Below are 19,374 nucleotides of genomic sequence, written 5' to 3'. Positions count from 1 at the left end.
TTAAAGTACTAATTATTTAGGTTTATGGTTCTTGGTAAATATAAAATGATGAACATCTGTTAATTCATCCTGTTTTGATGCTTTTAAAATACAACACTATTCTATAAAGAATTTGCATTAATCATACTTTAGTAAAATGAATTTTATCAGGAATTTCTGGCCAACACGGTCGGCGATGTTACACCTTCGTTTTGCCTTTTCTTTTTTCCTGTTGCCGGTATTTTTGTTTGCTCTCAGTCAGGCACCGCAACTGATTTGGGTGAATGCAGTTTTAACATTTATCATCTGGCATTTGCTTGTTTATCCAGCAAGTAACGGGTATAACAGCTATTTTGATAAAGATGAAGGCAGCATTGCTTTGATTGAAAATCCGCCCCCTGTTGATAAAAGTCTTTATAATTTTTCTCTAATATTGGATTTGCTGGCTATAATTCTTTCGCTTTGGGTAAGCTGGATACTGTTTGCAGCCGTTCTTGTGTACGGCTTGTTTTCAAAATTATATAGCCATCCCTCCGTCAGATGGAAAAAATATCCTGTTATCAGTTTCCTGATTGTCTTTATTTTTCAGGGCGCAGCGGTTTATTGGAGTTCTTATGCCGCTGTTTCAGGTCTCGGCAGTTTAACCGGATGGAATTTGAATTTTACAATTGCAGGATTGGTTTGTTCATGTCTGATTGGGGCCACTTACCCGCTTACCCAGGTATATCAGCACGAAGAAGATCGCAAAAGGGGAGATATAACGTTGAGTATTGTGTTGGGTATCCGCGGATCATTCTGGTTTGCAGCTATTCTTTTTTTGCTTTCTTCCCTGTTACTTTTCATTTACTGGTATCGCCTGGAAATGATGAATAATTTTTGGCTTTTTCTGACCTTTGCAGCACCCGTTTTTATACTTTTTTTAAACTGGTTTGTAAAAGTTTACCGCGATCCGAAAGAAGCAAATTTTAAGAATATGTCAAGAATGACTCTTTTAAGTGGTTTTATGATGCTGATTTATTTTGCAATACTGAATTTTATATAGCCAATGAGCGGATAAAATCGGTGTATTCCTGTGGAAGTTTATGGTCTTTTGCTCCGGATAAAATGCTGTTTAAATATTCTTTATCCGGATAAATATCCTCGTCATCAGCATCAGAGACAAAAGTAAAAGCCATTACGTTTCCCTGTCCGGTTTCTACTGTAACTTCAATAAGCCGATATCCGGGCTCAGTTTTTAATAGCAGATCTTTATATTTCAGGTCGATTTCGTAAACAACGCCAAATACATCTTCAGATTCGGAAGAAATAATGTTTGCTCTTGCACTTCCGTCCGGGTTCTTTTTGTTAAACCGAAAGCCATAATCTAAAAGCCTGCCCTGGATGTAATTTTCAATTTTGCTGCCTGTTCGTTGCTCTAAAATGGACGTTTTCAGGTTGCTGGCATATCCGAAATAATAAAAGTAATTATCGTTCTCCATTCCATTCAGATTTAAATTGTTCCAGGTAAGTTAACATAAAGAGGTGACGTTCTTCGGCAATTCTCCGTCCTGTATCCGTATTCATTTTTTCTTTTAACAAGAGCAGCTTTTCATAAAAATGATTGATAGTGGGAGTCCTGGAATTTTTATACTCTTCCTTGCTCATATTGAATACGGGCGGAACTTCAGGATTATATAATTCGCGATTTTTAAAACCACCGTAAGTAAATGCTCTGGCAATGCCTATTGCGCCAATTGCATCCAGACGATCAGCATCCTGCACAATTTCAAGCTCTTTTGAGTTGAAAGTAATCAAGCCCAAACTAGCTTTAAAAGACATATTGCGGATAATCTGTTGAACATGAATAATTACTGATTCGTCAACATGAACAGATTTAAGAAAATCTCCGGCTTTCTGCGGTCCTATCTCTTCATCTCCGTCGTTAAATTTGCTATCGGCGATATCATGCAACAGCGCAGCCAGTTCTACAACAAACATATCTGCGGTTTCGGTTTTACCGATGAATCTGGCATTGTTCCAAACCCGGTTTATGTGCCACCAGTCATGCCCTGCTTCTGCTCCTGATAATTCGGTTTTAACAAATTGAGCGGTTTCAGAAATGATGTTGCTGCTATTCACTGATTTTTGGTTCTCTTTTGCTGCCTTCATACAATTCATATTCAAGCATTCGGCAATCCAGTTTTCCATTATAGAATTCTATTCTTCTGGAAGCTTTTAATCCGATTTTTTTAGCCAGATCAGGATTTCCTGTGAAAATATATCCGCGATACCCTTTGCATTTCGATTTCATAAAATCACCCATGCGTTTGTATGTAGCTTCCAGCTTGGTATGAACTCCTAAACGCTCTCCATACTCGGGATTAAATATAACAACGCCGGGACCTTCAGGAACTTCGGTATCGGCAAAATCGCAAACATCAAAATCAATCAGGTGATCTACTCCGGCAGTTTTGGCGTTTCTTTTCGAAATATCTATTGCATCTTCAGAAATATCCGTGGCAACGATTTTAAAATCTATGTCCTTTTTGGCTTTTTCCTTAAGTTTTCTGCGCTCTTCGAAAAAGACTTCTTCCTGATAACCCAAAATGTGCATAAAACTATAGTTCATTCGAAACAGGCCCGGGAATTTATCTGTGGCCATTAATGCGGCTTCAATAGCCAGGGTTCCGGATCCACACATGGGCACTACAAAGGGACTTTTTTTATCCCAGCCGGTAGCCATGATGGTACCGCAGGCCAGTGCTTCAAGCATTGGTGCCTTGCCCGGAATTTTGCGATAACCGTGTTTGGCAAGCGTTTCTCCGGAGGTATCTATAAAAATATCTGCTTTTTCTTCTTTCCAGTAGAGATGAACAACCGCCTTATTTCCGTCAGATCCGGTGTCCGGACGAATTCCTTTGATTTCTTTAATACGGTCTACGATGGCATCTTTAACTTTAAGATTTGCAAACAGAGGTGTGGTTATGGTTTCGTTATCGACGTTGCTGCTAACAGAAAAATATCCTGTAAAGTCAAGAAGCTTTTCCCATTCAATTTCTAAAACTTCTTTATATAGCCTGGCGGGATTTTCCGCTTCGAAACTTTTGATTAGGTACAGAACCTGACTGGCGCAGCGCAAATTTAAATTTAGCGGAATGCAATCATTAAGTGTACCCTCAAGCTCAAGTCCGGTGCTAAAACTTCTGGTAATTTTGTAGCCAAGGGCTTCAACTTCCTGCTGTAAGTATGGCGATAATCGTTTGTTGCAGGTAATAACGATTTTGCTCTTTGTGTGGAAAACTTGCATAATAATTTGCGAAGTTAACAATTAAAACCTGCCTTAATTTTATACTTTTACAAATTGTATGCAGCAGGAATTTTTCTTTCTGCCCGGACCGAATAATTTGCATTCAGGCCCTGCTGATTTGAGTTTGATCATTTAAAAAAATATAAAAGCCATGGAAATAAAAGGAAAAGTACATGAGATTTCACCGGTGATTGAGGTGAATGAAAAGTTTAAGAAACGTGAACTGATCGTAGAATATGCTGAAAACCCAACATATCCGGAGTTTCTGAAGTTTGAAGCTCAGCAGGATAAAGTTTCTATGCTTGATAATCTGAAAGTTGGTGACAACGTGGAAGTGTTTTTCAATCTTCGCGGTCGTCCATGGACTAATAAGGATGGAGTTACATCCTACTTCAATAATATGATTGTTTGGAGAGTAAATGTATTGGGTGCCGAGGCTGCTGCGGCTGCAACGCCTGAATACGCAAAACCGGTTGATATTACTTCATCTGCAGATGATGATGATTTGCCTTTCTAAAATTTAAAAATCAAAAAAAAGCCGGTAAACTTTTTAAAGTTTTGCCGGCTTTTTTATTTGAGAGCTATTCCTTAATCAGCTTTTTGCTATATGACTTTCCTCCCTGATGAATGGATATATAATAAAGTCCGTTCATTGGAAGACTGATCTGCTTATAATAATTTCCATTTGAATTAATGGCTTTATCGGTAAATACAGGTTCCATATCGCTGTTCATGATTTTAACTTCTACGGTTCCTTTGAATGGCAGATTGAATGATAAGCTCAGCTTTCCGGAAGAAAAATTTGGAAATAGAGTTAGATCCGTTACCTGTAATTCATTTTTAACTATTTCTGATCCTGATATTTTTTTAGATTCTTCTTTGTTTAATTCACTCAATCGAATATCCATGCGGGTTGTAATTCCATTTTTATCAGTGTTTGAATAACTGAAATTCTGAGAGTTTTTCCGGTTGCTCATCCGGCTTTCTGAGAGATCTGTTCCGTCCATAAAAATCCGGGGCTGCATTCTTTCCATCATTCGGGGCAAGCCGGAAATATTCCTGTCTAGAGTAATGACCTTGCTGCGCATATTACTATCCAGACCATCCATTTTGAAGTGAAATCTTTTCATGGATGAATCTCCTTCAAAAGCAATAACCAGGCTATCGGTGTTAAATCTAAATATTCTTCCGGGACCTTCTCTCTTCAATTCAACGTCTCCGCTATCCCATGATTCCCAGCGTAAGGTGTGAGGTTTCTTATCTCCCTTTTTGCGGATCACAACTTCTTTATTATTTCCTTCTCCGCCCTTGCGAATAATGACACGATCTTTAACATCCTGGTTCATCTCTTCAAATTCTTTCATCAGTTCTTTACGTTCTGATTTTGAAGCTTCGCTTATTTTTTTTCCGTTAATAATTGTGTCTCCATCATTAATTATAATGGTTTTGCGAATTTCTTTTCTCTCCTGAGATCTTACCCGGCCGGGCCCTAAAATTATCACCAACGCAAAGGCAATTGTGGACGCATAAAGTATAGTCTTTTTCATATCTCTGAAATTTTGTTCTATCAAAGTTAAATCCGCCGAAAGGCAATTATTGTTAAGGCTTTGTTAAAATATGTTAAAGGTATTTCAATTAGGATCCTGGAAATTTATATACACAACCTCCCTGATTACATTATTAATCGATAAATTTAATATGAATAAAATTTTATGCAACAGTCCCGTCAACTTGCCGCTATTATGTTCACTGACATTGTCGGTTATACGGCATTAATGGGCAATGACGAACAAAAGGCGTTTGAACTTCTCAAAAAGAACAGGGATATTCAAAAACCCATAATCGAGCAATTTAATGGTCGCTGGATAAAAGAATTGGGAGATGGGATACTGGCCAGTTTTAATACGGTGACCGATGCAGTACATGCCGCGATTAAAATTCAGGAGATCTGCAAGCAAACAAATGATTTTTTATTGAGAATCGGTATCCACCAGGGAGAAGTAGTATTTGAAAATGAAGATGTATTTGGCGATGCTGTAAATATCGCTTCACGAATACAAGCTATTGCCATGCCCGGTGGAATCTATATTTCTGAATCTGTTCGCAATAATGTTTTTAACAAACAAAATATTGCTACTCAGTTTGTGGAGCAGGAGATTTTAAAGAATGTAAAAGAACCGGTAAGAATTTATAAAGTTATAACCGATTCGGAAATTTCTAATTCAAAAGAGCAACTTAAAAGTGGACCCGGAAAGAGTATTGCTGTTCTGCCCTTTGTAAATATGAGTAATGATCCGGGGCAGGAATACTTCAGTGATGGAATGGCAGAAGAAATTCTCAATTCACTATCCCATTTAAAAGATTTAAAAGTAGCAGGGCGAACATCTTCATTTCAGTTTAAAGGCAAAAATATGGATTTGCGTGAGGTGGGAGAGAAATTAGGGGTAAGCACGGTTCTGGAAGGAAGTATACGAAGACAAGGCAACCGTCTCCGAATTATCACGCAGTTAATAAATGTAGAAGACGGATTTCATATCTGGAGTGAAAGATATGACCGGGAAATGGAGGATATATTTGCCATTCAGGATGAAATAGCCTTTGCCATTACAGAAAAATTAAAAGTAACATTATTGGAGAATGACAGGGAACTGATCACAAAAACCCATACGCAAAATACGGAAGCGTACCATCTCTATTTACAGGGTCGTTATTTCTGGAACCGGAGGAACGAGGAGGGATTGAAAGCAGCAAGCCGGTTTTTTGAAAAAGCCCTTCAAAAAGATCCCGATTACGCATTGGCCTGGGCGGGTCTTGCTGATACATACAGCCTGATGGGTGAGTATACCAATATTTCGCGAAGAGAACTTTTTCCAAAGCAAATGGATGCTGTAAACCGGGCATTGAAGATTGACCCCAATTTGGGGGAAGCGCATATTTCGATGGCTACTTCCTTAATGCTCAATGATTGGGATTGGGAGAATTCGGAAAAGGAATTTAAGATTGGAATTAAAATGAGCCCCAATTATGCTACCGGACACCACTGGTATGCCGAGTGGTTGCTTTTTACAGGAAATTTCAATGAAGCAATCAGGGAAATATCTATAGCGGTGGAGCTTGATCCGGTTTCTCAGGGCATCCTGAAAGACAAAGGAATATGTTATTATTATAACAGGCAGTATGATGAGGCTATTGATATTGCAATGCAAACCATTGATCTTGATCCCGATTTTGCACCGGTTCACCGGCTCCTTTCTTTAAGTTATCAGGCCAAAGGTTTGTTTGAGAAAGCAATTTCAGAAAATGAGTGCTGGGGAGAACTCACCGGGAACAAAGTCAAAACTGATGTTGCTTTAGCCTCTATTTATGCTGCCGCAGGAAAGAAAGAAGAAGCAAGAAAAATAATTCAAAATTTAACAGATGTTGATCTTAGTGGAAATGACTATCGTGGCATGGCGGTAGTTTATGCGGCATTGGCTGAAAGCGAAAAAGCTTTTGAATGGCTTGAAAAAAGCTGGGAGATGCATGAAGAATCTCTCTGCAGCCTGAAAGTAGATCCTAAATTCGATGCCCTAAGAAACGATCCAAGGTTTGATGTGCTGTTAAAAAAAATAGGATTGTAGAAAAGGTTTGTCAGCCATTTACAGCCTGACTGTAACCTGAACAAAAATCTTAAATTTGCTACTCATCGTTATTTCTCATGCTCATTTATAATTCCAAAGACTGGCTGCACTTTCTGTTTAGAATTCACAAATCAGATACTCTGCGCAAGTTATTTCCATTATTGATTTTTGTAGTCGCCTATTCTCTGGGAGTAGCTTACTGGGAAATCGAATATTTGCATTTAAGCGATAAAAGTTGGGTGAAAAATATTCCTGTAATGCATAGTCTTCTTGGTTTTGCCATTTCCATCTTACTGGTATTTCGTACCAATACCGCTTATGACCGCTGGTGGGAAGGCCGCAAACTCTGGGGAAGCCTGGTAAACAACAGCCGCAACCTGGCAATGAAACTGAATGTGATACTGGAAGATGAAAATAGCCGTTTGTTTTTTCGTAAAACGATTCCACTTTATGCTAACGCCCTGCAAGAGCATCTCCAATCGGAGGGTACACGATTTATGCTTGATGAAAAGGCTCATCCAGAACTTGCTGATATAGACCTGCAGAAACATGTACCCAATCAGATAGCTAAACTGATGATGCAGCGTATACACAACCTGTACAGGCAAAAAAAGATTACGGGAGAACAGCTTCTTTTTTTAAACGCTGAACTCAGTGCATTTACAGATATTTGCGGAGCCTGCGAACGGATAAAAAATACTCCTATTCCATACTCTTACAGTGCATTTATTAAAAAATTTATTTTTGTTTATGTAATGACACTTCCTTTTGGATATGTTTTTTCACTTGGTTATTATGTTGCTCCAATGGTCATGTTTGTATTTTATGTTTTGGCCAGTATGGAACTTGTAGCCGAAGAAATTGAGGATCCGTTTGGTAATGATGCCAATGATTTACCAATGCAGAAAATGGCTGAAAATATTAACAAGCATGTGGGAGAGATTCTTTAACATGTACTTTAAGGGGTTAGATTATTCTTCATCTATTTGGTAGAATTAATTCTTTGTTAAAATATGTTAAATGCAAATTGATTAACAAGGCGTTGCGTTATTTTTGTGAGGGATGAATAGAAAAAGCATCATTTTGATCATTAGCTTGATGACCCTGGCATTGCTGGGCGTTATGGGGATGCAATTGTATTTTTTAAAGCAATCCTACCAGCTAAAATCGCAACTGTTTGATCAGAATGTAAATGAAGCGTTAGGTAATGTTGTAAGTAAGCTCGAAAAACTGGATGCCAACAGGTTTTTAAGAACCAAGGTGGAAGTTCCTCAAAAAGTTGAAAGCAAAGTCAATGAAAACCCTAAGATAGTCCAGAACAGAAATCGCCTGCCAAGGAAAAAAAGAAGACCGGTTGAAACGTTTGCTTCCATTTTAAAAGCGGAGCAGCAACAGGCGGACAGTATTTTTTCTTTAAGGGATAGTCTCCTGCGAATCCGATATCCCAATGCAGTCTCTTTTAATGATGCTATTACTGCCGCTGACCTTAAAAATCTGGAATATAAACTTCAGGTAGATGTTATTCAGTTTGAGGATGATCTGGGCCAGATTCATCAGAAAACGCAGCAAACATTGACAAAGGCATTTGGAGAAAGAAGAAATTCTGCAGCGAATGCAATGAGTCCCTTTAAGCCCGATAGTGTAAGGCAATATGTGGTTTTCGATCCTCAATATGGCCCGCGGCTGATTACCATTCCAAAACCAAAGCTGGTTAACATTTCCCGACCTGTACCTCCGCGGCAACCGGAAGAAAATGTGGAAGATGTAAAAAAAGTGAAAGCTTATTTCGATGGAAAAGAGCAGAACAAAGATGTATTCAAAGATCTATACACAGAATATCAGCAGGTTTATGTTCCGTTAAGTCAGCGGATACACCCCCTAATTTTAGATTCGATGCTTCGTCACGAATTTCTTAACCAGGCTATCAGCAGCAATTTTGAATATAAAGTAACATCTGCAAAAAGAGATTCGCTGATATTAACCAGTGCGTCTAACCAAACTAAGTTTCTTCCTTTTAATACATACGAAACGCCTTTGTTCCCCAAAGACATGATTCGTGATGCCGGCTTACTAACGGTTACTTTTCCTGAAAAAACCAATATTATTCTATCAAACCTTACGGCTATGATGGGTTTATCAGGTGGGTTATTATTGATTCTGCTTTTCTGTTTCGGATATACACTGCATTCCATCTTAAAGCAAAAGAAGTTGTCTGAAATGAAAACCGATTTCATTAATAACATGACTCATGAATTTAAAACTCCGGTTGCCACTATAATGATTGCCAGCGAAGCTTTAAAAGATCCGGAATTAACGGAAGACAGAAGCCGTTTAGACAAACTTGCCAATATTATTTATGATGAAAATGTACGTCTGGGCAACCATATAGAGCGGGTTTTAAATATCGCCAAAATAGATAAGGGTGATTTAAAGCTTGAATACAAAGAAGTAGAAATGAACGATCTTCTTTCGGCCATAGTAGACAGCATGTCTTTGCAGCTTGAAAAGAGAAATGCAAGCATTGTTTTGCAGCTCGATGCTGTAAAAGCAACGGTTTTGGGAGATGAATTGCATCTTTCAAATGTGATTTTTAACCTGCTGGATAATGCCAATAAATACAGCAAAGGTGATCCGGAAATAAAAATTACCACTTCCAATGCCGGCAAAAATCTGGTTATACGGGTAGCCGATAAAGGAATTGGAATGAACCGCGATCAGCAGTCAAAAATATTTGACCAGTTTTATCGTATCCCAACAGGTAATTTACACGATGTAAAAGGCTTTGGTCTGGGATTAAGTTATGTTAATGATATCATCAGGAGATTAAAAGGAACAATCCGGGTAAAAAGTGAAAAGGATAAAGGCTCTGAATTTGAGATTGTGTTACCTTGTTTATAACAGCATATGAAGAAAATATTATTGGTTGAAGATGATCCGAATTTAGGGATGCTGTTACAGGATTACCTTCAGCTGAAAGGGAAGTTTGCTGTGGTGCTTTGCAAAGACGGCGAGGAAGGTTTAACAACCTTTACTAGAAACCAATTTGATGTTTGCATTCTCGATGTGATGATGCCTAAGAAAGATGGTTTTACTCTTGGACGCGAAATCCGCAAAATTAATCCAACTGTACCCATTATTTTCGCTACTGCCAAAACCATGATCGAAGATAAATCGGAAGCATTTAATCTGGGTGGCGATGATTATATTACCAAACCATTTAGGATTGAAGAATTATTACTTCGGATCAATGCCGTTTTAAAACGGGTTTCAGATCCGGATAAAGGTGAAAGTAAAATGCTGCCAAGCAATTTTGATGTTGGAAAATATCATTTCGATTATACCGCACAAATGATCACCAATGATGGGAAACAACAAAAAGTTTCTACCAAAGAAGCGGAACTTTTACGTTTGCTATGCTTAAAAAAGAATGAAGTTTTAACCCGGGAAGAAGCCCTCATCAGCATCTGGCATGATGACAATTATTTTAACGGCCGAAGCATGGATGTTTTTTTAAGTAAACTGCGCAAGTATTTAAAAGATGATCCGCGGGTAGAGATTATCAATGTACATGGAAAAGGGTATAAATTGCTGGAGAATTAATTGAGTTATAGCTACTCTTAAATTTCATAGAATAAAAAAACCGCCATCTTCTCAGAATGGCGGTTTTCATGTATGAATATTTTATTTATAAATCAAACTTAATTCCCTGCGCTAATGGTAGTTTATCAGAATAATTAATGGTATTTGTTTGACGGCGCATGTACACTTTCCATGCATCAGAGCCAGATTCACGACCACCGCCGGTTTCTTTTTCGCCACCAAATGCGCCGCCAATTTCGGCACCGGAAGTACCGATGTTCACGTTTGCAATTCCGCAATCAGATCCTGTTGCAGAAAGAAACTGTTCTGCTTCTCTCAGGTTTAAAGTCATAATTGCGGATGATAAACCCTGTGGAACTCCGTTCTGCATCGCAATAGCCTCCTCCAGTGCGGAGTATTTCATCAGATATAAAATCGGTGCAAAAGTTTCATGCTGCACAATCTGATATTCATTTTTTGCTTCAGCAATACATGGTTTAACATAACAGCCTGATTCATATCCTTCACCTTCTAGTACGCCGCCTTCAACAACAAAGTTCCCGCCTTCGGCTTTACATTTTTCAATAGATTCCAGGTAGGATTTAACCGCATCCTGATCAATCAGCGGTCCCACATGGATTTTCTCATCCAGCGGATTTCCGATTTTTAATTGTCCGTAAGCCTTTACCAGTTTATTTTTAAATTCTTCGTACACACTTTCGTGGATAATTAATCTTCTGGTAGATGTACAACGCTGCCCGGCGGTGCCTACAGCTCCAAAAACGGCTCCGATAAGAGAAGTTTCCAGATCGGCATCTTTGGAAATGATAATCGCATTATTTCCGCCAAGTTCTAAAAGGCTTTTCCCTAAACGAGCTCCAACGGCAGCACTTACTGCTTTACCCATGCGGGTTGAACCGGTAGCAGAAATGAGAGCCATCCGGGGATCGTTACTCATCAGCTCTCCGATAGTCCGGTCTCCAATAAGCAGGCATGAAACTCCTTCCGGAACGTCATTTGCCTCAAAAACTTTCTGAATGATATTCTGGCAGGCAACCGCAGTTAAAGGTGTTTTTTCTGAAGGTTTCCATACACAAACATCGCCGCAAACCATGGCTAATGCCGCGTTCCAGCTCCATACTGCAACCGGGAAATTAAATGCCGAAATAATTCCTACAATTCCGAGTGGGTGCCATTGCTCATACATTCTGTGCAAAGGTCTTTCTGAGTGCATGGTTAAGCCATATAACTGGCGTGACAAGCCTACAGCAAAATCACAGATATCAATCATTTCCTGTACCTCGCCGTAACCTTCCTGCAAACTCTTACCCATTTCGTAAGAAACCAGCTTGCCTAAATCTTCTTTATTATCGCGTAAAGCTTCTCCCAGCTGACGAACAATTTCGCCCCTTTTGGGTGAAGGCCATGTTCGCCAAACCTTAAAAGCTTCCTGAGCTTTTTTAATTGTAGTGTCATAATCATCCTCGGAAGCGAATTTTACTTCAGCAATCTGTTTGCCGTCTACCGGCGAAAAAACTTTATGTATGGCATTGGTACCCGCACTGTTCCAGTTTTTACCTGTACTGCTAGCTTCATTTATAGCTTTTATTCCTAAACGCTGTAATATCGGATCAATATCTATTTGCATAATATTTAGTATTTTTGCCAAAGTTAATCATTTCCACAAAGGCGGGTCAACACGTAAACTCGAAAAGGAGCTTTAAAATTTTTAAAACTTTATTTAATTTATTCTCAGGCAATTACCTATACTGAGGTTGGTATGTGGAAAAATAAAAGTTGATAAATTGACTTTTTGGGTTAAATTGATTGAAACTGCAGTTTGGCAGGCAATTTGATTGCTTAATACAGCGCCAGGCGAACGTTCTTGATCGTAATTTTAGGATGGAAGAAGATTTTGAATTTGACTTCTCCGAAGATCCCAGATTTTCGGTAGAGCGATATGAGGAGATGATCCGTAATCAGGATCAGTATTTTTTTGATGCTTCGGCATTTGAAAATATAATAGATTATTACGTAGAGAAAAATGATCCGATCAAGGCACTACAGGTGGCAGAATATGCCCTTAATCAACATCCCTTTGCCGCAGTATTTCCTATAAAACAAGCCCAGTTATACGTTGCCACAAATCAGCTGGATACTGCATTTGAATCTTTAAGCAAAGCAGAAACTCTGGAACCTTCAAATGCGGATATTTATACTATTCGCGGAAATATATTTGAGGGAATGGAGCGCCATCAGGAGGCCTTGGAAAATTATGAAAAGGCTCTTGCAAACGCTGAAGCTACTGATGAGATCTTACTTCATATTTCTTATGTTTATCAAAGTCTGGGCGATTATGAAAGTTCTGTAACGTATCTCAAACTTTGCTTACAGCAGAATATGGAAAATCAGGATGCTTTATATGAACTTGCTTTCTGTTATGATGTAATGGATAAGCAGGAGGAAAGCATCAGTTTTTACGAGCAATATATTGATAACGAACCTTATTCATATGCAGCATGGTATAATTTAGGCAATGCATTCAATAAGATGGAAATGTTTGAAAAGGCCATTGATGCTTACGACTATGCCATCCTGATAAAAGATAATTTTGCTTCAGCTTATTTCAACAAAGGGAATGCACTGGTTCATTTAGACCGGTTCGAAGATGCTATTCAGGTTTATAAACAAACCTTTGAATACGAACCGCCAAATGGCGAAACCTATTGTGCCATCGGCGAATGTTACGAAAAACTGGAGCATATGGATGAAGCCCGCTCTTTCTACAAAAAAGCGGTTAAAATTGATCCAAAACAATCTGATGCGTGGTACGGAATAGGGGTTACCCTTGATTTTGAAGAGCGTTATTTCGAATCTTTGCATTTTTACAGGAAAGCACTGGACATTGATGATAAAAATGCAGATTACTGGTTTGCTATTGCCGATGCTCAATATAAGCTTAAACAGCTTGACGAATCTGAAAAGGCTTACGAGATGGTGGTTGAATTAAACCCCATTGATGTAGAAGCGTGGTTGGATTATTCTTCGATATTATTTGAGCAGGATAAACTTGCCCAGGCTATCGAAACCATTTCTGATGCGATTAAAAATAACCCGGATGCTGCCGAACTGTATTATCGTATGGTGGCTTATCTTTTTGCCGACGGGCAATACAATGAAGCTTTAACATATCTGGAAACTGCTCTGAATGCAGACGCCGAAAAACATTATATCTTATTTGAATACCTTCCCCAATTGCATGATAATAAGATCATCGTTGATATTATAAACCGTTATACCACTAAAAACTCTTAATCCAAAGCTTTCTGTTTTGGATTTTTTTTTGAGATTTGCACTATTATGAATTATACCCTTAAGAATATTCCTGAACGTACCGAAAAACCACGTCAGAATGGTTTAACTATGGTTATGGATAAAGGCCTGAGCATGCGTCAGGTTGATGATTTCCTTGAAGTTGCCGGCGCTCATACTGATATAGTTAAGCTGGGCTGGTCTACATCTTTTGTAACACCAAATCTGGAGGAAAAACTAAAGATTTACCGCGATGCCAATATTCCGGTTTATTTTGGCGGAACATTATTTGAAGCATTTGTAATTCGTGATCAATTTGATGATTACCGTAAAATTCTGGATAAGTACGATATGAAATTCGCCGAGGTTTCAGATGGATCTATTGAAATTCCGCATGATGAAAAGTGCGAATATATTAGGAAATTAAGCGAGCAGGTGACTGTGATCTCTGAGGTGGGATCAAAAGATGCGGCTAAAATATTTGCTCCATATAAATGGATCGCATTAATGCAGGCAGAAATTGAAGCAGGATCATGGAAAGTAATTGCCGAAGCCCGCGAAGGTGGAAACGTCGGTATTTACCGGGATTCTGGTGAAGTTAGAGAAGGATTAATTGATGAAATTTTGACTCAAATTCCGCAGGAAAGAATAATTTTTGAAGCTCCACAGAAAGCTCAGCAGGTTTGGTTCATCAAACTTTTGGGTACAAATGTAAACCTTGGAAATATTGCTCCGGCAGAAGTAATTCCGGTTGAAACGTTGCGTATTGGCTTAAGGGGAGATACTTTCTCTCATTTTCTGGATTTAAAACAAGTATAGCCCCGAAGCTGTTGCTGTCTTACATTACATTAAATCTGTTTGCTTTAATTTATCAGTTTGAAAACCATTCTGAACAGGTTAAGCATACAGATTTATTGCTTTTTATAAATTATTTATGAAAAAATTCGGACTTATAGGATATCCCTTAACGCATTCCTTTTCTGAAAAATATTTTACCGAGAAGTTTAAAAAGGAAGGCCTGGAAGAAGAGTTTAGCTATGAGGCTTTTCCTATGCCTAATCTAAGTGAATTACCGGAGCTAATAAAAAGAAATCCTGATCTGTGCGGTTTAAATGTTACGGTGCCACACAAAATTGGCGTGATGTATTACCTGGATAAGATTGATCCGGCGGCCAAAGAAATTGATGCGGTTAACTGCATTAAAATCGTAAACTCACATCCTGTCGAAGCATTTTTTTCGGGCGAGCTTTCTTCCCTGCAGGTTAGACTTGAAGGATATAACACTGATGCTTACGGTTTTGAAATGTCATTGAAGCCATTGTTAAAAAATCACCATCCCAAAGCACTTATATTGGGTGCAGGCGGTGCTGCCCGTGCTGTAGCATATGTACTTAACAAATTAGGAATCAGCTTTAAAAGTGTTTCCAGAAGATCAATAAAAAAGCAGTTGAGTTATGAACAGATAACTCCCGATATGATAAAGGAGCGTTTGCTGATCATAAATACCACTCCGGTTGGTACGTATCCCAATATTACTCAGGCGCCGGAAATCCCTTATGATGCGTTGACATCGAAGCATATTCTGTATGATCTGGTGTATAATCCGGAGGAAACAGAATTTTTAAAACGTGGCCGTGAGCATGGCGCAATTACCAAAAACGGTTTAGAAATGTTACACATTCAGGCCGAAAAAGCCTGGGAGATATGGAATAGTTAATGAAATTTATAAAATGCTTACTGATATTTTTTTGTCTGAATTTGTTAGCATCCTGCTCTAATGACTATGCCCCAAAACCCCGTGGTTTTTTTAAAATAGATCTTCCTGCTAAAGCTTATAAAACCTATCAGTCAGACTGCGCCTATAGTTTTGATTATCCGGTGTATGCACAGATTTTGCCAGATAAAGCTGCGGATGCAAAGCCCTGCTGGGTTGATATTGCTTATCCCCAATTTAATGGTCGCATTCATTTAAGTTATCAAACCATAGGTTCAAAGAAAATATTCGATGAGCTTGTAGAAGATGCCCGTAGCTTTGCTTTTAAACATACTGTAAAAGCTACCGCCATAGATGAAGCGCTGATTTCGTATCCTGAAAAGAAAGTTTATGGAGTTTATTATTCAATAGATGGTAATACAGCTTCTTCAGTGCAGTTTTTTCTAACAGACAGTACAAATCATTATTTGCGTGGGGCGCTTTATTTTAACGAGCAGCCACGCCTGGATTCTATACAGCCGGTTCTTGATTTTGTTAAGAAAGATATTGATGTAATGATCAAATCCTTTAAATGGGAAAATTGATTTTTTCTAAATCAATTATAAATCCATCTCCGGTTGCGGGCAACTAATCGATATAGCGGTCTTGCTATCCAGATAAAAGGCCGAAGACGAAAGATGAAAGCCATGAAACTGCTCCAATGTTCTGCTTTATTCCAAATTTCTAAAATGGCATCGGCTCCTTTTAATATTTCACCACTTTCTGAGATGATGTGAAGCTCGTTCCTGCAATCCTCCGGATTTATTTGAGGGTATTGTGAAATGAGTTCTGAGTTTTGATAAGGTTCCAGCCTGAATTGTTTTTTATGGTCAATTCTGCTTAACCAACCAGTTACGCCAATGCACATGGAGCAGCTTCCGTCATAAAAAACAATGGTTTTTATCATCAGTCAAATATAAAGCATCGCATTAAAACCATTTGAACAACATTTACATTATTGTTCATTGCTTAATACTGTTAAATTTACGGCAATTATGATCCAAGTGAAATCCTTTACCTGCAATCCGTATCAGGAGAATACCTATCTTCTTTATGATGAGACGCATGAATGCGTAATTATTGATCCGGGAATGTACTCAGGAGATGAACAAAACGCAGTACTTAAATTTATTGCTGAAAATAAATTGAAACCTGTTCTGCTTCTTAATACACATTGTCATATTGATCATGTATTAGGAAATAAGTTTATTTATGAAACCTACGGTTTATTGCCTCAGTTTCATGAAGGAGAAAAAATGGTGCTGTCTGCAGTTGTTTCATATGCCCCGCAAATGGGTATTCGCTATGAAGTTTCACCGCTACCCGAAATTTATTTAGGAGAAAGCGGTACGCTGAAATTTGGAAACAGCGAGCTTGAACTGATTTTTGCTCCGGGCCATTCACCGGCTCATTTATGTTTTTACAGTGCGCCAGATCAGTTTGTAATTGGCGGCGATGTGCTGTTTTATCAAAGCATCGGGCGTACAGATCTTCCCGGAGGAAATCATGCGCAGCTTTTAAAAAGCATTCGCGAAAATCTTTTTATCCTTCCGGATGATTGTAAAGTATATCCCGGCCACGGTCCGTCCACAACAATTGGGTTTGAGAAAGAAAACAATCCATTTTTAAATTAGTACTTCCATCTAAATCCAATTAATGAAAGTTTCCTATTACATAGCCAGCCGGTATCTGTTCTCCAAAAAGTCGGTGAATGCTATTAATTTTATATCAGGAATTTCCATGCTTGGTGTTTTTGTTGGCAGTGCGGCGCTGATTATTATTCTTTCTGTTTTTAATGGATTTGAAACTCTGGTATTGTCAATGTACAATACGTTTACTCCTGAACTGAGAATTGAGCCTGCAAAAGGAAAAACCTTTGATCCTTCGCCAGCCTATTTTAATAGCATTAAAAAAGATTCCCGGGTAGCTAATTATACGGAGATATTACAGGAGAAAGCATTGTTAAGGTATGATTCCGGACAGTTTATAGGCTTGGTGAAAGGCGTTTCGGCCGACTACATAAAAGGGAAAAGCTTAGATAGTATGATGCTTGACGGCAATTTTGTGCTTCAGGATAAAAAGGAAAATTATGCGGTGATTGGAGCTGCTGTTCAAAGTTATTTATCGGTAAATATAAAGGACGATTTCAGGGACATCGAAATCTATTCCCCCAAAAAAGGAGCACAGAATTCAATTAACCCCGCCGAAGAGTTCAATATCAAGGCAATTCATCCGGCAGGCGTTATTCAGTCGCAGCAGGATATGAATGACATTGTAATTGTACCGATTGGTTTTGCCCGTGAGCTGCTGAATGAAGAAAAGATGGTTTCTTTTATCGAATTAAATTTAAAATCACCGGATGCTGTTGACGAATATCAGAAAGAAATAAGTAAAAAACTGGGCAGTAACTTTATCGTTAAAAACCGCAGCCAGCAAAATCAGCTCTTATATAAAATTCTTCAGTCAGAAAAATGGGCTATTTTTCTGATTCTGACATTTGTGCTCATCATCGCCATTTTTAATATTATAGGTTCACTAACCATGCTGGTTATTGATAAGCAGAAAGACATAGCAGTCTTAAGTAGTCTGGGCGCCGACAAACAACTAATCAGAGGCATATTTTTCACCGAAGGAATGATGATTTCCATGATTGGATGCCTTATTGGTTTACTGGTTGGATATACTTTCTGTTTGCTGCAGCAGCACTATGGTTTTATTGAAATGGGTTCTACAAATCTCATCACCACGTCCTATCCGATTACATTAAAATGGATGGATTTTATATTGGTTTTTGGTACGGTCATTCTGGTATCTCTGATGGCATCCTCAATCTCATCGCGTTTAAGCGTAAAGCATATTGAAAACCTGCGAGACGATTTATAGATATTTATGGTCTTTTAAATAATTCTGAACATAATCTTTGATTCCTTCTTCCAGACTATGAAATGGTAATGTGTATCCTATTGACCGTAATTTTTCCATTTTTGCTTCTGTGAAATATTGATACGTACCGCGTATGTCAGCAGGTGTTGGAATGAAAGAAATTTGGGGATCCAGATCCAAGGCTTTAAACGTATTTTCTGCCAGATCTTTGAAAGTTCTTGCACGGGCAGAGCCCAGATTATAAATACCCGAATCTTTGCGGTGATGCAGAAAGAAATAGAGCACATTCAGTAAATCTTTTACATAAACAAAATCACGCATTTGCCCGCCATCTTCAAAATCGGGATGGTGAGATTGAAATAATTTCATCGATCCGGTTTCCTTAATCTGGTTAAAAGTGTGATATATAACAGAAGCCATCCGGCCTTTATGATATTCATTAGGTCCGTAAACATTAAAAAATTTAAGGCCCGCCCAGAAATACGGTTTCCTCTCCTGAAGAAGAGCCCATTTATCAAAGTCGTTTTTAGAATCGCCGTAAGGATTAAGAGGTTTTAAATGCGGAATTATTGATTCGTCATCATCATACCCATTTTCTCCCAAGCCATAGGTGGCCGCAGATGATGCATACACAAACGGCAAACCATACTCAATGCAAATATTCCATATCTGCTGTGTATAATTCAGGTTCAATCTGTTAAATAATTCGCGGTCAAATTCTGTAGTATCTGTTCTGGCGCCAATATGAAATACAAACTGAACATGCAGGTGCTCAGCTTTTAACCACTCTGCAAACTCATCGCGGTTAACCAGTTTTGAGAATTTCTTTCCTTCAAAGTTTTTGTTCTTTTCAGGATTTGAAAAGTCATCTACCAATACCAGATCTGTAAATCCCTCATCGTTTAGCTTTTGAACCAGACAACTTCCAATAAAGCCTGCGGCGCCTGTAATTATGATCATAT

General features: G+C 38.5%; 19 protein-coding genes. 12 read left to right on the top strand and 7 right to left on the bottom strand.

What is annotated here, in order from left to right:
* The first annotated feature begins 136 nt into the window (after positions 1 to 136).
* Positions 137 to 1,021: a UbiA family prenyltransferase gene (locus tag G521_RS0103020; protein WP_026897201.1), complete on the top strand. Its 885-nt coding sequence runs from the start codon at positions 137 to 139 to the stop codon at positions 1,019 to 1,021.
* On the opposite strand, the gene G521_RS16365 is transcribed toward G521_RS0103020, so the two are convergent.
* From G521_RS16365 to G521_RS0103005, 3 genes are read right to left on the bottom strand one after another with little or no spacing between them, the layout of a single operon-like run.
* Entirely contained in the window at positions 1,014 to 1,457 is a 444-nt protein-coding gene (locus G521_RS16365) for a gamma-glutamylcyclotransferase (protein ID WP_036678051.1), read from the bottom strand. The two genes, G521_RS0103020 and G521_RS16365, sit on opposite strands and share 8 nt — an antisense overlap.
* Positions 1,444 to 2,127, bottom strand: coding sequence for an HD domain-containing protein (locus G521_RS0103010; protein ID WP_051189415.1), 684 nt, complete (start codon positions 2,125 to 2,127; stop codon positions 1,444 to 1,446). Before G521_RS0103010 ends, G521_RS16365 begins: the two co-directional genes overlap by 14 nt.
* Positions 2,090 to 3,265, bottom strand: a complete 1,176-nt coding sequence (locus G521_RS0103005) for a THUMP domain-containing class I SAM-dependent RNA methyltransferase (protein ID WP_026897199.1) — start codon at positions 3,263 to 3,265, stop codon at positions 2,090 to 2,092. The genes G521_RS0103010 and G521_RS0103005 overlap by 38 nt, the downstream gene beginning before the upstream one ends.
* 151 nt (positions 3,266 to 3,416) lie before the next feature.
* On the opposite strand from G521_RS0103005, the gene G521_RS0103000 reads away from it, so the two are divergent.
* The gene (locus tag G521_RS0103000) at positions 3,417 to 3,782 is read left to right on the top strand and encodes a DUF3127 domain-containing protein (RefSeq protein WP_026897198.1); all 366 of its coding nucleotides are present in this window, start codon (positions 3,417 to 3,419) and stop codon (positions 3,780 to 3,782) included.
* Between the two features lie 64 nt (positions 3,783 to 3,846).
* Here the strand turns inward: G521_RS0103000 and G521_RS0102995 are convergent, their stop codons facing one another.
* Positions 3,847 to 4,812 (bottom strand): T9SS type A sorting domain-containing protein, encoded by a 966-nt coding sequence (locus tag G521_RS0102995; RefSeq protein ID WP_026897197.1) that lies wholly within the window; start codon positions 4,810 to 4,812, stop codon positions 3,847 to 3,849.
* Between the two features lie 165 nt (positions 4,813 to 4,977).
* On the opposite strand from G521_RS0102995, the gene G521_RS16360 reads away from it, so the two are divergent.
* The 4 genes from G521_RS16360 (at position 4,978) to G521_RS0102975 (ending at position 10,485) form a co-directional block, all read left to right on the top strand.
* On the top strand, positions 4,978 to 6,885 hold the full coding sequence (locus tag G521_RS16360; RefSeq protein ID WP_051189413.1) for a tetratricopeptide repeat protein: 1,908 nt from the start codon (positions 4,978 to 4,980) through the stop codon (positions 6,883 to 6,885).
* Positions 6,886 to 6,962: 77 nt separating this feature from the next.
* Positions 6,963 to 7,835 (top strand): bestrophin family protein, encoded by an 873-nt coding sequence (locus G521_RS0102985; RefSeq protein ID WP_026897196.1) that lies wholly within the window; start codon positions 6,963 to 6,965, stop codon positions 7,833 to 7,835.
* Positions 7,836 to 7,947: 112 nt separating this feature from the next.
* The gene (locus G521_RS0102980; protein WP_026897195.1) at positions 7,948 to 9,783 is read left to right on the top strand and encodes a sensor histidine kinase; all 1,836 of its coding nucleotides are present in this window, start codon (positions 7,948 to 7,950) and stop codon (positions 9,781 to 9,783) included.
* A gap of 6 nt (positions 9,784 to 9,789) precedes the next feature.
* Positions 9,790 to 10,485 carry a response regulator transcription factor gene (locus G521_RS0102975; RefSeq protein ID WP_026897194.1) on the top strand — a complete coding sequence of 232 codons (696 nt, stop codon included), beginning with the start codon at positions 9,790 to 9,792 and terminating at the stop codon, positions 10,483 to 10,485.
* Positions 10,486 to 10,570: 85 nt separating this feature from the next.
* Here G521_RS0102975 and amaB read toward each other — a convergent pair whose 3' ends face one another.
* Positions 10,571 to 12,112 carry an L-piperidine-6-carboxylate dehydrogenase gene (gene amaB / locus G521_RS0102970; protein ID WP_026897193.1) on the bottom strand — a complete coding sequence of 514 codons (1,542 nt, stop codon included), beginning with the start codon at positions 12,110 to 12,112 and terminating at the stop codon, positions 10,571 to 10,573.
* 254 nt (positions 12,113 to 12,366) lie between these two features.
* On the opposite strand from amaB, the gene G521_RS0102965 reads away from it, so the two are divergent.
* The 4 genes from G521_RS0102965 (at position 12,367) to gldD (ending at position 16,074) form a co-directional block, all read left to right on the top strand.
* Complete coding sequence (locus G521_RS0102965) at positions 12,367 to 13,779, top strand: tetratricopeptide repeat protein (protein WP_026897192.1); 1,413 nt, start codon at positions 12,367 to 12,369, stop codon at positions 13,777 to 13,779.
* A gap of 45 nt (positions 13,780 to 13,824) precedes the next feature.
* Positions 13,825 to 14,595 carry a phosphosulfolactate synthase gene (locus G521_RS0102960; protein ID WP_026897191.1) on the top strand — a complete coding sequence of 257 codons (771 nt, stop codon included), beginning with the start codon at positions 13,825 to 13,827 and terminating at the stop codon, positions 14,593 to 14,595.
* A gap of 115 nt (positions 14,596 to 14,710) precedes the next feature.
* Positions 14,711 to 15,493 carry a shikimate dehydrogenase family protein gene (locus G521_RS0102950; protein ID WP_026897190.1) on the top strand — a complete coding sequence of 261 codons (783 nt, stop codon included), beginning with the start codon at positions 14,711 to 14,713 and terminating at the stop codon, positions 15,491 to 15,493.
* On the top strand, positions 15,493 to 16,074 hold the full coding sequence (gene gldD, locus G521_RS0102945; protein WP_026897189.1) for a gliding motility lipoprotein GldD: 582 nt from the start codon (positions 15,493 to 15,495) through the stop codon (positions 16,072 to 16,074). Before G521_RS0102950 ends, gldD begins: the two co-directional genes overlap by 1 nt.
* Positions 16,075 to 16,085: 11 nt before the next feature.
* Here the strand turns inward: gldD and G521_RS0102940 are convergent, their stop codons facing one another.
* The gene (locus G521_RS0102940; RefSeq protein ID WP_026897188.1) at positions 16,086 to 16,436 is read right to left on the bottom strand and encodes a thiol-disulfide oxidoreductase DCC family protein; all 351 of its coding nucleotides are present in this window, start codon (positions 16,434 to 16,436) and stop codon (positions 16,086 to 16,088) included.
* A gap of 88 nt (positions 16,437 to 16,524) precedes the next feature.
* Here G521_RS0102940 and G521_RS0102935 point away from each other — a divergent pair, with 88 nt between their 5' ends.
* A complete protein-coding gene (locus G521_RS0102935; RefSeq protein ID WP_026897187.1) occupies positions 16,525 to 17,163 on the top strand; it encodes an MBL fold metallo-hydrolase in 639 nt (212 codons plus the stop codon).
* Positions 17,164 to 17,185: 22 nt separating this feature from the next.
* The gene (locus G521_RS0102930) at positions 17,186 to 18,412 is read left to right on the top strand and encodes an FtsX-like permease family protein (RefSeq protein ID WP_026897186.1); all 1,227 of its coding nucleotides are present in this window, start codon (positions 17,186 to 17,188) and stop codon (positions 18,410 to 18,412) included.
* Here G521_RS0102930 and rfaD read toward each other — a convergent pair.
* Positions 18,407 to 19,372 carry an ADP-glyceromanno-heptose 6-epimerase gene (rfaD, locus tag G521_RS0102925; protein ID WP_026897185.1) on the bottom strand — a complete coding sequence of 322 codons (966 nt, stop codon included), beginning with the start codon at positions 19,370 to 19,372 and terminating at the stop codon, positions 18,407 to 18,409. The genes G521_RS0102930 and rfaD overlap by 6 nt on opposite strands.
* Positions 19,373 to 19,374: the final 2 nt, after the last annotated feature.

The organism is Daejeonella oryzae DSM 19973, from assembly GCF_000422945.1.
GTDB lineage: Bacteria > Bacteroidota > Bacteroidia > Sphingobacteriales > Sphingobacteriaceae > Daejeonella > Daejeonella oryzae.
This window is presented reverse-complemented; position numbering and strand designations above follow the sequence as displayed.